We start from the raw sequence: 15,722 nt of genomic DNA, 5'->3' as shown, positions 1-15,722 counted from the left end.
TGAGGCCGATGTGCGATGCGCAAACGCCTGTTCTGCCGGGGCTTCATCAGGCCGCTTCGTGCAGATGCAAGGTGCGCGCTTCGAAGCGCTGCGCCAGTTCCTCGGACGGCAGCGCCTTGCAGACGAGCCAGCCCTGAATATGACCACATCCCATTTCTGTCAACAGTGTGCGCTGTGCTTCCGTTTCCACGCCTTCCGCGACCAGTTCGAGGTCGAGTGTTTGCGCGAGACCCACGACAGCGCTGACGATTGCCTGATCGTTCCGCGAGGTTAGCAGATTCTCGACAAAACTCCGGTCGATCTTCAGTTTGGCTAGCGGAAAGCGTTGCAGGTAGGCGAGACTCGAATAGCCGGTGCCGAAGTCGTCGACGGCAAAGCGGATGCCCATGGCCGTCAGCTCTTCGAGCAATCCCTTGGCGTGCGCCGGGTCGTGCATCAGCAGGCTTTCGGTGATCTCGAACACGAGGCGGCGCGGGTCGATCCCGGTCAGTTCGATCGCCTCGCGCACGCTGTCCTTGAAACGCGGGTCGCGAAACTGCTGCGGCGACACGTTGACGGCGACGTACTGGAGCGTGATGCCGCGCGTGTCCCACTGGATCAACTGCATGCAGGCGATCTTGAGCACCCAGTTGCCGAGATAGTTGATGAGCCCGACGGATTCCGCGAGCGGAATGAACATCGAGGGCGGCACCAGACCATGCACCGGATGCGACCAGCGGATCAGCGCTTCGACGCCCACCACGCCGTGGCTCTGGCTGCTGGTGATCGGCTGGAAGTGCAGCGAAAACTCGCCGTTGCGCACGCCGTCGTACAGGTCGGCCTCGAGCTTCAGGCGTTCGGCGTCGGCGGGATTGTCGTCCGGCACATAGAACGCCAGCGTGTTGCCGCCAGCCGCCTTGGCTTGCAGCAGCGCATGGTCGGCCCAGCGCAACAGGTGATTGTCGCGTCCGGCGACATCGTTCACGTGATGTACGTCCGGATACAACGCAATGCCGATGCTGGCCGACAGGTGCACCTGCTGGCCGTTGAAGACATACGGCTGCTGGATCGCGGTGAGCAGGCGCCGAGCCAGCGCCTCGGCGGCCGTGGCGGCATACGTGCGGGTCGTGGCGGTGGGCACCAGAATGGCGAATTCGTCGCTGGCGACCCGCGCGATCCGCTCGCCCTGGGTTGCGGTGTTCGACAGGCGCCGCGAGGTTTCGCGCAGCATTTCGTCGCCCGCGTCGTAACCGAGCGCGCGATTGACCCGCTGATAGTCGTCGATATCGAGCAGCAGCAGAGCGGCGGGCGTGCCGTGCTCGTCGGCCTGCTGCTGGGCGGCGAGCATGGCCGGCATCAGTGCCGACTGATTGGGCAGGCCCGTCAGGCGGTCGTGATGCAAGGCGTGCGTCAGGCGCTCTTCGGTGGCGCGCCAGGCCGACACGTCGAAACCGGCAATCGCAAAGCCTTCCACGCCGTCGTGGCTGCTGCGCACGACGCGCAATTCGACGGTGACCGGATAGGTCAGCGACTTGATCAGGTCGAGCGTGGTCTTTTCGATGGCGCCGGTCGCCGAGGCGCGGGCCAGCAGGGCCTCGAGCCGCTCGACGTGGGCGGGCGCGACGAGGTCGTGCAGCGTGACGGTTTGCAGGTATTCCCGGTGATAGCCGATAAAGCGCAGGCTGGCCTCGGACACATAGAGGAAGTGCTGATCGAGGCCAATGTGGGCAAGCAGGTCGACCGCACCGACGGACTGCTCGAGGGGCGAGCGGCTGGCGCTCGACTGGGGTAAGCCATCCGCGCGGCGGCCCAACGCACGGACCCGGTCAATGACCGTGCGCAAGGAGCCCCGGCGGGGCGCGGTGATCCTGTTCGCTTCCATGTTTCTCGCTGGCAACCTGGTTCGTCTGCAGGCGGCACGGCTCGCTCCGACCTGCGTGGCGCAGATGACCGAGAGCTATGAAGCCGCCTATCAGAACAAGATAACGACCGGCGCGGCGAAATCTTTAGCGGTTACTGCAAAACTAACTGAAAAAACCCGCTGTAATGTGAGGCGGGCGCGGCGCCTGCGCTATGCTTTGCGGATTCGGTTAAAGTGGCGGCGGTCGCTGACCGTTATTGGTAGCAAGCCTGACACTCGAGGCGACCGCGGCAAGGCGCGTCCGCCGCGCAGTCTTTATGAATACATGCACCGATGAGCCATGTCTGAACCGTTTTCTGCCCGCGCCAAGCCCGGGCCCGTCGAGGTGCTTGCACACCCTGCCCAGGATGCCGACGGGGCGGGTGAGGCCCCTTTTGTCTATCTGGGACGCCAGCCCATCCTCGACCGTGACGGCGCGCTGAACGCGTACGAACTGTTGTTCCGCGCCGGTGCGCACAACTACGCCGAGGTCAGCGACGACGCCCAGGCCACGGCTCAGGTGGTGGCGCGTACGATCGGCGGGATCGGCGTGTCGGCGGTGCTCGGCCATCACCGCGGCTATGTGAACATCGGCCGCGACCTGTTATTCGACGATATCGTTCATCTGATGTCGCCCGAGCGCTTCGTGCTGGAAATTCTCGAGACCGTCAGCTTCGACGAGCGGCTGGTGCGCCGGCTCGGCGAGTTGCGCCAGGCCGGCTTCCAGGTGGCGCTCGACGACGTCAGCGAGCTCACGGATGGCTTGCTTGCCGTGTTGCCGCATACCGACATGGTCAAGATCGATTTCCTCGTGACGCCGCGCGGGACCCTGCCGCGGCTGGCTGCGGCGGTGCTTGCCGAGGGCAAGACACTGATCGCCGAGAAGGTCGAGACGCGGGAAGACTTTGCGCTCGCACGCGAGCTCGGTTTCCACCTCTTCCAGGGATACTTCTTCGCCCGCCCACAGGTGCTGGCCGCGCCGCGCCACCGCTCGTCGCGTCCGGCGCTGCTGCGCCTGCTGGCGCTGCTCGCCAGCGACGCCGGCCTGTTCCATCTCGAAGCCGAATTGAAGCTCAACCCGAACGTGGTGGTGCAGCTGCTGCGCCTCGTCAACTCGAGCGCGTTCGGGCTCGGGCGCAATATTGCCTCGCTGCGCGAGGCGATCATCGCCGCGGGCACGCGGCAGATCGCCCGCTGGGCGCAACTCCTGCTGTATGCCGACGGCGGCGACTTGCCGTGGCGCTCCGATCCGCTGGTGCAACTGGCCGGTACGCGCTCGCGGTTCATGGAGCTGGCGGCGCGCTGGCTGTGTCCGAAAGACGAAGAGTTCGCAGACGCCGCCTTCATGACTGGGATCTTTTCGCTGGTGCACGTGGTGCTGGGCACCACGCCTGCCGAGGCGCTCGACAAGCTGGGACTGGCCTCGCAGATCCGCGACGCGATCGTCGAGCAGAGCGGGGCGCTGGGCGCGCTGCTGAAGATCGCGGCGGCCGCCGACCAGGGAGCGGACGCGCGGAGCGATGCCGCGTCGATCGCCGCCAGCGCCGAAGCGCCGGCCGGCTTTGCCGCGCTGACGCCCGAGGTGCTGGCGGAGCTGAACCTGTCCGCGGCGGCGTGGTTCGGCGCGCATGCGGGGCTGGAGTAACAGGCGCTGTTGCCCGGACGCCGGCACGCGTGGAGGCGGCATTTTCCTGGACCTGGGGCATCGCTCCCAGGCCGGCCAGCGTGCTTTCCGCGGACGTGATCCAATAGAGGCCAGCTCATGACCCGTCGTGCCCTCGGGGCCCGGCAGGACACGAATCATTCATTGCACGGACAGACGTGCGTCAACGCTTGAAGGGGCTCGAGATGAAACGAAAGTTCATGCCGGTATTGCTGGCGACCGTATTGTCGGCGGGGTTTGCGTTGCATTCGCTGACGGCGTCGGCAACGCTCAAGCCCGGCGACACGGCACCGGATTTCACGACGCAGGCCTCGCTCGGCGGCAAGACCTACACGTACACGCTGGCCGACGAGTTGAAGAAGGGGCCGGTGGTGCTGTACTTCTACCCGGCGGCGTTCACGAAGGGCTGCACGATCGAGGCGCATGAATTCGCGGATGCGGTGGACGAATATAAGAAGTACGGCGCGACGGTGATTGGCGTGTCGCACGACAACATCGAGACGTTGACGAAGTTTTCGGTTAGCGAATGCCGCAGCAAGTTCCCGGTCGCGGCTGACGCGGACTCCAAGGTGATTGGCGCGTACGATGCAGGGATGCCGATGCATGACTCGATGGCGAACCGGGTGTCGTATGTGATTGCGCCGGACGGCAAGATCATTTACGAATACACGAGCCTGTCGCCGGACAAGCATGTGGAGAATACGCTGGAAGCGGTGAAGCAATGGGCGGCCACGCATAAGGCTCAGTGAGTTCCGCGTATACGCCATCGTTGCTTGCTCAGAATCCCGCCTACGCACTGGACGACGCTGACGGCGGGTTTATTTTGCGGGGTGCTTCGAGATGCCTATCGTAGTGGGTCTGGCGGTACTGGGCGCGCTGATATACGGGGCGGTCTGGTCGTTCGATGCGTTGTCGGCGCATTTTGGCTTGGGTGTGGCGGTTGGCGCTGCTGTGGTGGCTGCTGCGTTGGTGGCGGCGGCGGTGGCGTATTGGCTGCGACGCCGGCGTGAGGTGGCGGCGAATATTCAGGATGGCGACTGGACGCATGAGTTGAAGGCCGAATGGGGGCAGGTTCGGCTGGCCGCCGGGAAGCGGTTATGTAGTCTGGACGTGCATGGCGTGCACGGGGATTATATTTTTGCTGATATTCAGGGAGCTGATGTTCAGCAGGTTAATCAGGGGTTTCAATTGGTCGTCAAGGTTCGGGATGCCAGGTGTCCAGTCTGGAATTTGCCCATGCGGGGCGAGGGGCAGGCTAAGCAGTGGAAGAGGGTTTTTGGATTGGCTATTGAGCAGAGGCTTTAAGGTTTTTTTGCCTGCGGCACTTTAGTGGATTTCTTAGGGCGTTGGCCTTTTCTTGTATTCTTAGTGGTCTATTCGCTTCGCCCCTGTGCGGGGCAGCACTCACTTTCTTTGCCGCCGCAAAGAAAGTAAGCAAAGAAAGCGGGCTCACGCCGCCAGCCGGTAGTGAGCCATCTAAGTGTGCTAGCGGAAACGGCCCAACACGAGACGTGCCCTCGCACCGCGCACGTTCGTGACACAGCACTCATTCATCCCGCCTACGCACTGCGTGCGTAACGGTTGGGCATATCCCGGTGGGCACCTCTCGGTTAAACGCGACGTCAAACACAAAGCACCGCCGCGCATTAATTAGGCATCCAGATTTAAATTTTATGCCCTGGGTGCCCGCAAGACAATTAAACAAACCGCGCGCGGCATGCGCAAGTGCGGTGCTAAGAGCGATCAATGACCGAGCCAACGAACAGGCCCGTGCAGAAGGAGTTGTGCCCGACAGCGGGGCGCGCAGCGCGACGCTGGAACGGATGACTGCCTTGTCACGAACGTGCGCGGTGCGATGACACGTCTCGTCTTGGGCCGTTTCCGGATCAAGGACAGAGATGGCTCACTAAGCGCTGGCGGTGTGAGCCCGCTTTCTTTGCTTACTTTCTTTGCGGCGGCAAAGAAAGTGAGTGCTGCCCCGCACAGGGGCGAAGCTAATAGACCACTAAGAATACAAGGGAAGGCCAACGCCCTAAGAAATCCACTAAGGCGCCGCAGGCAAACATACCGATAACAAGGAAAGGCCAACGCCCTAAGAAATCCACTAAAGCGCCGCAGGCAAAGAGACCAAAACAAGCACCCCTAAGAAAGCCCCCAAACCCGTCAGCCAGACATAAAAAAAACCTCACCGCCCCCCTTGAACCCGCCCCCGACCGCCAGGTCGCTTGCCTCGCGCTTCCCACCCAACCCGAATCCGATCCATATAAAGATAAACAACCGGAGTGGTATAAAGCGTCAGCATTTGACTAACAATAAGCCCGCCAACAATGGCTATCCCCAACGGTGCACGTAGCTCCGCCCCATCTCCATTCCCAAATGCCAACGGCAACGCCCCAAGCAGTGCAGCGCAAGTCGTCATCATGATGGGCCGAAACCTCAGCAAACAAGCCTGATGAATCGCCTCATACGAGGACAACCCCTGCCGCGAGGCCTCGATAGCAAAATCAATCATCATGATGGCATTCTTCTTGACGATCCCAATCAGAAGAATCACCGCAATCAACGCAATAATGCTGAACTCAGTCTGAAACAGCAGCAAGGCCAGCAAAGCCCCCACGCCCGCAGATGGCAACGTCGACAGAATCGTCAAAGGATGGATATAGCTCTCATACAATATCCCCAGCACGATATACACCGCCGCCAACGCTGCCAGAATCAATAGCGGCATGTCCGACAGCGACTGCTGGAACGCCTGCGCCGTCCCCTGGAAGCTGCCGTGAATCGTCCCCGGCATGCCGATCTCCGCCATCGTGTCGTAGATCGCTTTGGTCGCGTCGGACAACGATTTCCCCGGTGGCAGATTGAATGAAATCGTCGACGCCACGAACTGGCTCTGGTGATTCACCGACAACGGCGTGCTACCCGGGCCGAAGCTCGCTATCGCCGACAACGGAATCATCGTCTCCTTCGAAGTCGAGACCGCCGCCCCCGACGACGCGCTCGACTTGCCGCTCGCCGCCAGCGAATTGATCGCCAGGTTGCGCGCCGAATCCGATGCAATCGCCGCCGCACTGGAGGCCGTCGTACCGGCCGTGCCGCCGCTCGAAGCGCTCGTGCCGCTGGTGTTGGCCACCGGCGCCGTCACCGTGCCGGCCGTCGCATTCGTGGTCTGCGCGCCGCTTGCGCTGCCGCCTGACGTGCTGATGTAAATCTGGTTCAGCATGTCGGGGCTTTGCCAGTATTTCGGCGCGACCTCCATCACCACGTGGTACTGGTTGAGCGGGTTATAAATCGTCGACACCTGGCGCTGGCCGAACGCGTCGTACAGCGTGTTGTCGATCTGCGCCGGCTCGATGTTCAGGCGCGCGGCGCTCGCACGGTCGATCGTCACCATCGATTCCAGACCGCCTTGCTGCTGGTCGGAGTTCACGTCGGCCAGTTCGGGACGGGCCTGCAGGGCCTCGGTGAGTTTCGGGCCCCACGTGTAGAGGTCCGTGGTCGCATCGGCCAGCAGCGTGAACTGATACTGCGCGTTCGATTGCCGTCCACCCACCCGAATGTCCTGCACGGCTTGCAGGAAGGTGCGCACACCCGCGACGTTGGAGAGCGGTCCGCGCAATTGCTGGATCACCTGGTCCGCGGACACGTGGCGCCCCGGCTTCGACTTCAGTTGCACGAACATGAAGCCCGAATTGGTCTGCCGTCCGCCCGTAAAGCCCACCACGCCATCCACCGCCGGGTTCTCGCCGACGATCTTCATCATCTCGGCAAACTTGCCCTTCATGGCCTGGAACGAGGTGGACTGGTCGGCCTGGATGCCGCCGACCATGCGGCCCGTGTCCTGTTGCGGAAAGAAACCCTTCGGGATGATCACGTAGAGCCACACATTCAGACCGATCGTGGCGATCAGCACCAGCAGCACCAGCCGCGGATGCTGCAGCGACCAGCCGAGCGTGCGTTCGTAACCGCGCTGCATGGCGAGGAAGCCGCGTTCGAGCCAGCGCGCGAAACGGCCTTCTTCCGCGCGCTCGTGCGGCTCGTTGAGCAGGCGCGAGCACATCATGGGCGTGAGCGTCAACGACACGAGCAGCGACACGGCAATCGCCAGCGAGAGTGTCAGCGCGAATTCGCGGAACAGGCGCCCGACAATGCCGCCCATCAGCAGAATGGGCAGGAATACGGCCACCAGTGAGATGCTGATGGACACCACCGTGAAGCCGACTTCGCGCGCCCCGAGGAAGGCCGCTTTCATGCGCGGCACGCCGTCCTCGATATGCCGCGAAATGTTTTCCAGCACCACGATCGCATCGTCGACCACGAAGCCCGTGGCAATCGTCAGCGCCATCAACGACAGGTTGTCGATGGAAAATCCCATCAGATACATGGCGCCGAACGTGCCGATGATCGAGATCGGCACGGCGACGCTCGGGATCAGCGTGGCGCGCCAGTTGCGCAGGAACAGGAACACCACCATCACGACCAGCGCCACCGCGATCATCAAGGTGTGCTCGGTGTCCTTCAGCGAGGCGCGAATGGTAGTGGAGCGGTCGACCGTCGGGATCACGTCCACGTCCGCCGGCAGCGAGGCCTTCAGTTGCGGCAGCATGCCCTTGACGCGGTCGACGGTATCGATGATGTTCGCGCCCGGCTGACGGTACAGGATCACCAGTACCGAGCGCTTGCCGTTGTAGAGACCGAGATTGCGCAGGTCTTCCACCGAATCGACGACTTCCGACACGTCCGACAGGTGCACAGCAGAGCCGTTGCGATAGGCGATGATCAGGTCTTTATACTGCGACGCCTTGCTCGCCTGATCGTTGGTGTAGAGCTGCACATGGTTCGGGCCGAACTCGATCGAGCCTTTCGGACTGTTTGCGTTCGCCGCGGCCAGCGCCGCCCGCACGTCTTCGAGTCCGATACCGTAGTGGAACAGCATCTGCGGTTCGAGTTCCACGCGCACCGCAGGGTTAGCCGAACCGCTGACGTCGACTTCGCCAATGCCGTCCACTTGCGAGAGCGATTGCTGCAGGACGGTGGCGGCGGAATCGTACAACTGCCCGGCCGTCAGCGTGCCGGACGTCAAGGCGAGAATCAGGATCGGCGCGTCGGCCGGGTTCACCTTGTGATACGTCGGGTTGCTGCGCAGGCTGGCGGGCAGGTCGGCACGGGCCGCATTGATGGCGGCCTGCACGTCGCGCGCGGCGCCGTCGATATCGCGGTTCAGGCCGAACTGCAAGGTGATGCGTGTCGAGCCCACCGAGCTTTGCGAGGTCATCTCGGTGACGTCGGCGATCGAACCCAGGTGCCGCTCGAGCGGACTCGCCACGCTCGTCGCGACGGTCTCCGGGCTCGCGCCCGGCAGGGTGGCCTGCACCGAGATGGTGGGGAAGTCGACCTGCGGCAGCGGCGCGACCGGCAGCTTCGTGAAGGCGAATACCCCCGAAAGCGCAATGCCGACCGCCAGCAGCGTCGTGGCGACGGGCCGGGCAATAAACGGACGCGACAGATTCATCGCTCAGTTCCCCGCGTCGGTGGCGGGCGGTGGAGCGTTGCGGCCGCTTTCGTCATGTCGGTCATGATGAAAACGCGCCCGCACGCGCCGCGCGAGCGAGTCGAACCCGAGGTAGATCACCGGCGTCGTGAACAGCGTCAGCAACTGGCTCACGATCAGACCGCCCGCAATCGCAATCCCGAGCGGGCGGCGCAGTTCCGAACCCGCGCCGCTGCCGAGCATCAGCGGCAGGGCGCCGAGCAGGGCCGCCATGGTGGTCATGAGAATAGGCCGGAAGCGCAGCAGGCACGCCTGGTAGATGGCCTCGCGCGGCGGCTTGCCCTGCTCGCGCTCGGCTTCGAGCGCGAAGTCGATCATCATGATGGCGTTCTTCTTCACGATGCCGATCAGCAAAACGATGCCGATAATGCCGATGATATCGAGGTCATGCCCGGTGATGAGCAACGCCAGCAATGCGCCGACGCCCGCCGAGGGCAGCGTGGAGAGAATCGTGATCGGGTGGATGAAGCTCTCGTACAGCACGCCCAGCACGATATACATCGTGACGATCGCGGCGAGGATCAGAAACAGTTCGTTCGACAGCGACGCCTGGAAGGCGAGCGCCGCACCCTGAAAGCGCGTCTGGAACGAGGCCGGCAAGCCGATGTCCTGTTCGGCCTGATTGATTGCCTTGACGGCCGCGCCGAGCGACGAGCCCGGCGCGAGGTTGAACGACACCGTGGTGGCGGGGAACTGGCTGAGGTGCGTCACCAGCAAGGGCGCCGGCTGCTCGACGAACTTCGCGATCGACGACAACGGCACCTGGCCGCCCGTCGACGTGGAGGAGGGCAGATAGATCGCGTTCAGGGACTCGGTGTAGTGCTGGACTTGCGGCTGCGCTTCCAGAATCACGCGGTACTGGTTCGACTGCGTGAAGATGGTCGAGACGATGCGCTGGCCGAACGCGTCATACAGCGCGTTGTCGACAGTGGCCGGCGTAATGCCATAGCGCGAAGCGCTGGCGCGGTCGATTTCCACATACACCGACTGGCCGTTCTCCTGCAGGTCGGTGGCCACATCGGCCAGTTCCGGCGCCTGCTTGAGCCGCTCGACCAGCTTGGGCACCCAGGTCGCGAACTCGCCGATGTTCGGATCGGTCAGCATGAACTGATATTGGGTCGGGCTGACCGTTGCATCGATCGTCAGATCCTGCACCGGTTGCATGTACAGCGAGGCGCCCGGAATGTGCGCCACGTCTTTCTGCAACTGGCGGATCACGTCGCTCGCGGTGTTGCTGCGGTCGTCGCGCGGCTTCAGGTTGATGAGCATCCGGCCGCTATTCAACGTGATGTTGTTACCGTCCACGCCGATAAACGACGTCAGACTCTCCACATCCGGATTCTTCAGGATTTGCGCCGCCAGTTCCTGTTGACGCTCGGCCATGGACGCGTACGAGACCGACTGCGGCGCCTGGGTGATCGCCTGGATCACGCCGGTGTCCTGCACCGGAAAGAAACCCTTCGGAATGTACACGTACAGCACGGCGGTCAGCACCAGCGTGAGCACGGCGACGAACAGCGTGGCGCGCTGGCGGTCCAGCACCCATGTCAGCGCGACGGCGTAACGGGCGATGATGGTGTCGATGAAGGCATGCGCTTTGGTCTCGAAGCGGTGCGCTTCCTGCGGCGGCGTGTGGCGCAGCAGTTTCGCGCACATCATGGGCACCAGCGTGAGCGAGACCACCGCCGAAATCACGATGGTGACGGCCAGCGTGATGGCGAATTCGTGGAACAGGCGGCCCACCACGTCACCCATGAACAGCAGCGGAATCAGCACGGCGATCAGCGAGACCGTCAGCGAGATGATCGTAAAACCAATCTGTTTTGAGCCCTTGAGCGCTGCTTCGAGCGCGGTTTCGCCCTCTTCGACATAGCGCGCAATGTTCTCGATCATCACAATGGCGTCGTCGACCACGAAGCCGGTGGCGATGGTGAGCGCCATCAGCGACAGGTTGTCGAGCGAGAAGCCGCACAGATACATCACCGCCAGCGTGCCGATCAGCGAGAGCGGCACGGACAGGCTCGGAATAATGGTGGCGTAGAGATTGGCGAGGAACAGATACATCACCAGCACCACCAGCACCACCGACATCAGCAGTTCGAACTGCACGTCGCGCACGGAGGCGCGGATCGTGGTAGTCCGGTCGGTGACGATCCGGACATTCAGCGCGGCGGGCAATGAGGCCTGCAATTGCGGCAGCAAGGCCTTGACGCTGTCGACCACCTGGATCACGTTCGCGCCCGGCTGGCGCTGCACGTTCAGGATGATGGCCGGGGTCGAGTCGACCCACGCGCCGAGCTTGGTGTTCTCCGCGCCCTGCACGATGGTGGCGACATCCGTCAGCATCACCGGGCGGCCGTTCTTGTAGGCGATCACCGCGCTCTTGTAGGCGTTGGCATCGGTCAACTGGTCGTTCGCATTGATCGTGTAGGCGCGCGTCGGGCCGTCGAAGTTGCCTTTCGGGGTATTGACGTTGAGGTTCGAAATGGTGGTGCGCAGATCGTCCAGGTTCAGACCGTACGCGGCCAGCGCACGCGGATTGGCCTGAATCCGCACAGCCGGGCGCTGACCGCCCGACAGACTCACCAGACCCACCCCCGCGACCTGCGAAATCTTTTGTGCGAGACGCGTATCGGCCAGGTCCTGCACCTGCGTCAGCGGCATGGTCTGCGAGGTGAGGGCGAGCGTGATGATCGGCGCGTCGGCCGGATTGACCTTGGCGTAGATCGGCGGCGCAGGCAGATCGGACGGCAGCAGATTACCCGCGGCGTTGATGGCCGCCTGGACTTCCTGTTCGGCGATATCGAGCGGCAGGTCGAGACTGAACTGCAGTGTGATGATCGACGAGCCCGCCGAGCTTTGCGACGACATCTGGTTCAGCGACGGCATCTGCCCGAACTGGCGCTCGAGCGGCGCGGTGACGGATGAAGTCATCACATCCGGGCTCGCGCCCGGATAGAAGGTCTGCACCTGGATGGTCGGGTAGTCGACTTCCGGCAACGCCGAGAGCGGCAGGAAGCGCAGCGCGACGAGCCCGACCAGCATGATCGCCGCCATCAGAAGGGCGGTGCCGACCGGGCGCAGAATAAAGGCGCGGGATGGATTCATGCGAGTTCAGTCAGCCTTTATTCCGAAGCTTGCGCCGCGTGTTTGTGATGATGCGCATGCGCGCCGGATGCGCCCCACGCACCTGACGCCCCGTGTGCGCCAGCAGCACCGCGTGCCCCCGAGGCACCGCGCGGACGGTCAGCGGGAATGGTGATCTTCGCGCCTTCCTTCAGACGGTCGGAGCCGTCGATCACGACCCGCTCGCCCGTTTGCAGGCCCGAGGCGATGCTGGTGCGCTCGCCATCCACGGGGCCGATCTTCACCGGCCGCACGGTGACCGTGCTGTCGTCCTTGACGACATACACGAACTGACCCATCGAGCCGTTCAGCACGGCGGAGGTCGGTACGATCACGGCGTCGTGAATGGTATCCACCAGCAGCCGCGCGTTGACGAACTGATTTGGGAACAGCAGGTTGTCCTGGTTATTGAACATGGCGCGCAGCTTGAGCGTGCCGGTGGTCGTGTCGATCTGGTTGTCCAGCGTCTCAAGTGTGCCGCCCGCAAGCGACGTGGTATTGCTGCGGTCGTATGCGGTCACCGAGAGCTTCGCGCCCGTTTGCACCTGCTTCATGATTTGCGGCAGATTGTCTTCGGAGACGGTGAAGATCACGCTGATCGGCTGCAGCTGGGTAATCACGACAATGCCGTTGGTCAGGCTGGGCGTGACATAGTTGCCCGGATCGACCTGGCGCAGACCGACGCGGCCCGACACGGGCGCGGTGATGCGCGCGTAGATCAGATCGAGCTTGTAGGTGTCGATGTTGGCCTGATCCGACTTCACCGTGCCGATGTATTGCTGGACCAATGAGGCCTGGGTGTCGACCTGCTGGCTCGCGATCGAATCCTGCGCGAGCAGCGTCTGATAGCGTTTCAGATCGAGGCGCGCGGTCTGCAGCAGTGCCTGGTCGCGCGCCAGCGCGCCCTCGGCATTTTCAAGCGAGATCTGATACGGGCGCGGATCGATCTGCGCGAGCAGGTCGCCCTTCTTGACCATCTGGCCTTCCTGGAAGGCGACCGTCTGCAGTGTGCCGCTCAACTGGGTCTGCACGGTGACGGTGGCGAGCGGCGTGACCGTACCGAGCGCCGTCAGCACGACCGGCATCTCGCCTTGCGTCGCCGTCGCGACGTGGACCGGCTGCGGCTGGTTGCCGAACGCGCCGCCGCCGCGGCCGTGCCGGCCACTGCCTTCACTCTGCTGGCTCGCGCCGCCGGCCGGCGCACCCCACGGATGCCAGCGCCACACGACGATACCCGCCACCACCAGTGCAGCGACGATCAGTCCGATAGTGCGCCCCCGATGCCGTTTGCCGCTGCTCCTCATCTGGCCGGCCCCGACGGTGGATGGTTGTGCCGGAGCGGGTGTGCGTGAAGTTTCGGGTTGCTGTTGTTGGTCGTCCATCGGTTCGATCAGGTGGCTGGCTTAAAGTTACGTGAGACGTATGGGATGCAACGCAGATGTTCAGCGCGTAGCGACGCGCGATGCGGGAAAAATCCTGCTGCAACGCGGTTTCGTGACAGTGACGCAGACTGTGACAGCTGCCTGATGGGACCCACACCCTATTGTCTTGTGGCGCGGGCCGGACATAGCAAGCTAGACGAAAGCATGATCCTACGTCCCTGGCTTCCATACCGTCCAGTGGCGTATTTTTCGGTTGGTTACGCGTGTAACACCGTGCCGGCGGTCGCGTGAGACGCGTGCCGGCGACGGTGCTGCGGCTCCACATTCAGAGCCTGGCGGTGCCGCTCAGGTATCCAGCCGGCGGCCCGGCGTGCCGCCGATTTCGAGGGCGATCCTGGAGATGCACTCCAGCAGCAGGGGAGCCGCGCGCGTGATCAGCCAGTCGCGTGGGCACTGTTGTGACGAGCCACCGCAATTGACTGCATAGCGTTCGCCGGATGGCCCGACGAAGCCGGCCGCAATCGCATTGAGTCCCTCGTGCCATTCGCCGGTTGCAATCGCAAAGCCTTGGGCGGCGGTTTCGCGCAGGGACTGGTCGAGGCGGCCGCTTATGTATCCCCACTCGTCGCCTTCGGCTGCCTGCAGTCCGAGCAACAGCTTCTGGCGCTCGGGTTCGGCGAGCACGGCGAGGTACGCGCGGCCCACGGCGGTGCGGCTCAGGTTCATCCGCGAGCCCACCTCGAGTCGCGACACGAGGACGGCCGAGCGTGGCTTGATGGCGTCGATCGCCACCATGTCGAGCCGGTCGCGCACGGCGAGATGCACGGACAGCGAGGTGCGCTCGGCAAGTTCGATCAGAAACGGCCGCGAGCGGGCGCGGATATCGAAATTACGCAGAAAGCCGTTACTCAATTCCAGAACGGACGAAGTCAGCACGAATCGTTCGCTGTCCGGCAGGCGAAACAGGAATCCGGCACTGACCAGCGTGGCGGTGATCCGCGACACGGTCGGCTTGGGGATGCCGGTGAGTTCGGTCAGTTCGCGATTGCTGAGCGGGGAGTCCGCTGCCGCGATACAGCGCAGGACAGTCAAGCCGCGCGCGAGCGCGGTGACTTCGTCTCCTGAGCCATCTTTTTCCCTGACGGGATCGGTACCGCGAGGGAGCAAGGTTTCGTCAGTCATCTCGTTTTTGTGAAACTGCGTTTCAATTTATGCATTCGTGCTGTTCAACCGAACCCAAGGCGGCAGGACCGAACGTGCACCATAGTGACGCATGCTGACCCTATTTCCTAAGACAAATCATTGTAATAGAAGGGTGTGGCCCGGAAGTCCCGCTTTCATTAGATTTTGCTTGACTTAGTCAGCATAACCGTAAAAAATGGAACCACATTTCGAAAGGAAGGCTTGCGTGTGAGCGCGGTTGAGTTGCGCACGCCGGTCTAGCTTTGCCCGACATGCTGTATAGCCCGGGCCAGCAAGGCACCATCGGCAATTTGCGCATGGTGTCCCACCAAGCGGTACTTTCGAATCCCCTCTCTCAGGTTCTAGCACGGCCCTCGGAATGGCTAGAACTTTTTAAGGCGTCACGGTCACGTGACGCCTTTTTTTTCGCCCGCAAACCCGTTACTGGCGGGTTGAAACGAAAACAGCACCATAGATATCACATGGCTGCCTTACTTTATTTAATGCGTAATGAATAGCTTTTGAATAGCTTTGCGCGTTGACGGTTTGCGCGCGTCTAGCGTGTCACGAGCGCGACGGTCGCGATGCCGAGCACCGTCATGATGAGCGAGGTCGACACGTGAATCGCAATTTCGCCTGCGGCCCAGCCTAAACGTCCTTCCTGCAGGCGCTGCACGACTTCGGCGGAGAAGGTCGAAAACGTGGACAGTCCGCCCATCAGCCCGGTAATGACGAAGAGCCGCCACTCGGGTGCGAGTTCCGGCAAGCGCGCAAAAAAGGCTATGGCGACGCCGATGATGTAACCGGCGATCACATTGGAAGCAAGGGTGCCGAGCGGCAGGGCGGGGAACAACCCGTTCAGACGCATACCGAGAAACCAGCGGAACAGTGAACCCAGTGCACCGCCAATACCCACAGCCAGAATAGATAAATACATGA

General features: G+C 62.8%; 10 protein-coding genes. 4 read left to right on the top strand and 6 right to left on the bottom strand.

Annotated features, from left to right (window positions below; all coding sequences use genetic code 11):
• Positions 1-46: 46 nt before the first annotated feature.
• Positions 47-1,861, bottom strand: a complete 1,815-nt coding sequence (locus P3T43_RS12055; protein WP_429281264.1) for a putative bifunctional diguanylate cyclase/phosphodiesterase — start codon at positions 1,859-1,861, stop codon at positions 47-49.
• Between P3T43_RS12055 and P3T43_RS12050 the strand changes: the two genes are divergently transcribed.
• From P3T43_RS12050 to P3T43_RS12035, 4 genes are all read left to right on the top strand, one after another.
• Entirely contained in the window at positions 1,809-2,177 is a 369-nt protein-coding gene (locus P3T43_RS12050; protein WP_429281298.1) for a hypothetical protein, read from the top strand. The two genes, P3T43_RS12055 and P3T43_RS12050, sit on opposite strands and share 53 nt — an antisense overlap.
• 3 nt (positions 2,178-2,180) lie before the next feature.
• The gene (locus P3T43_RS12045) at positions 2,181-3,524 is read left to right on the top strand and encodes an EAL and HDOD domain-containing protein (RefSeq protein WP_429281263.1); all 1,344 of its coding nucleotides are present in this window, start codon (positions 2,181-2,183) and stop codon (positions 3,522-3,524) included.
• A 203-nt stretch (positions 3,525-3,727) separates the two neighbouring features.
• Complete coding sequence (locus P3T43_RS12040; protein ID WP_429281262.1) at positions 3,728-4,291, top strand: peroxiredoxin; 564 nt, start codon at positions 3,728-3,730, stop codon at positions 4,289-4,291.
• 91 nt (positions 4,292-4,382) lie between these two features.
• Positions 4,383-4,847 carry a hypothetical protein gene (locus P3T43_RS12035; protein WP_429281261.1) on the top strand — a complete coding sequence of 155 codons (465 nt, stop codon included), beginning with the start codon at positions 4,383-4,385 and terminating at the stop codon, positions 4,845-4,847.
• Between the two features lie 880 nt (positions 4,848-5,727).
• Here P3T43_RS12035 and P3T43_RS12030 read toward each other — a convergent pair.
• The 5 genes from P3T43_RS12030 to crcB all read right to left on the bottom strand — a co-directional run bounded on the left by P3T43_RS12030 (position 5,728) and on the right by crcB (position 15,720).
• Positions 5,728-9,054 carry an efflux RND transporter permease subunit gene (locus tag P3T43_RS12030; protein WP_429281260.1) on the bottom strand — a complete coding sequence of 1,109 codons (3,327 nt, stop codon included), beginning with the start codon at positions 9,052-9,054 and terminating at the stop codon, positions 5,728-5,730.
• 3 nt (positions 9,055-9,057) lie between these two features.
• Entirely contained in the window at positions 9,058-12,201 is a 3,144-nt protein-coding gene (locus P3T43_RS12025) for an MdtB/MuxB family multidrug efflux RND transporter permease subunit (RefSeq protein WP_429281259.1), read from the bottom strand.
• Positions 12,202-12,218: 17 nt separating this feature from the next.
• The gene (locus P3T43_RS12020) at positions 12,219-13,601 is read right to left on the bottom strand and encodes an MdtA/MuxA family multidrug efflux RND transporter periplasmic adaptor subunit (protein ID WP_429281258.1); all 1,383 of its coding nucleotides are present in this window, start codon (positions 13,599-13,601) and stop codon (positions 12,219-12,221) included.
• Between the two features lie 345 nt (positions 13,602-13,946).
• The gene (locus P3T43_RS12015; RefSeq protein WP_429281257.1) at positions 13,947-14,783 is read right to left on the bottom strand and encodes an IclR family transcriptional regulator; all 837 of its coding nucleotides are present in this window, start codon (positions 14,781-14,783) and stop codon (positions 13,947-13,949) included.
• A gap of 556 nt (positions 14,784-15,339) precedes the next feature.
• The gene (gene crcB, locus P3T43_RS12010) at positions 15,340-15,720 is read right to left on the bottom strand and encodes a fluoride efflux transporter CrcB (protein WP_429281256.1); all 381 of its coding nucleotides are present in this window, start codon (positions 15,718-15,720) and stop codon (positions 15,340-15,342) included.
• Positions 15,721-15,722 lie beyond the last annotated feature (2 nt).

Origin of the sequence: Paraburkholderia sp. GAS41, assembly GCF_050436545.1 — a bacterium.
In the GTDB taxonomy this organism is placed as follows: Bacteria; Pseudomonadota; Gammaproteobacteria; order Burkholderiales; family Burkholderiaceae; genus Paraburkholderia.
The sequence above is the reverse complement of the archived record's forward strand: the minus strand, read 5'-3'. Positions and strand labels throughout refer to the sequence as shown.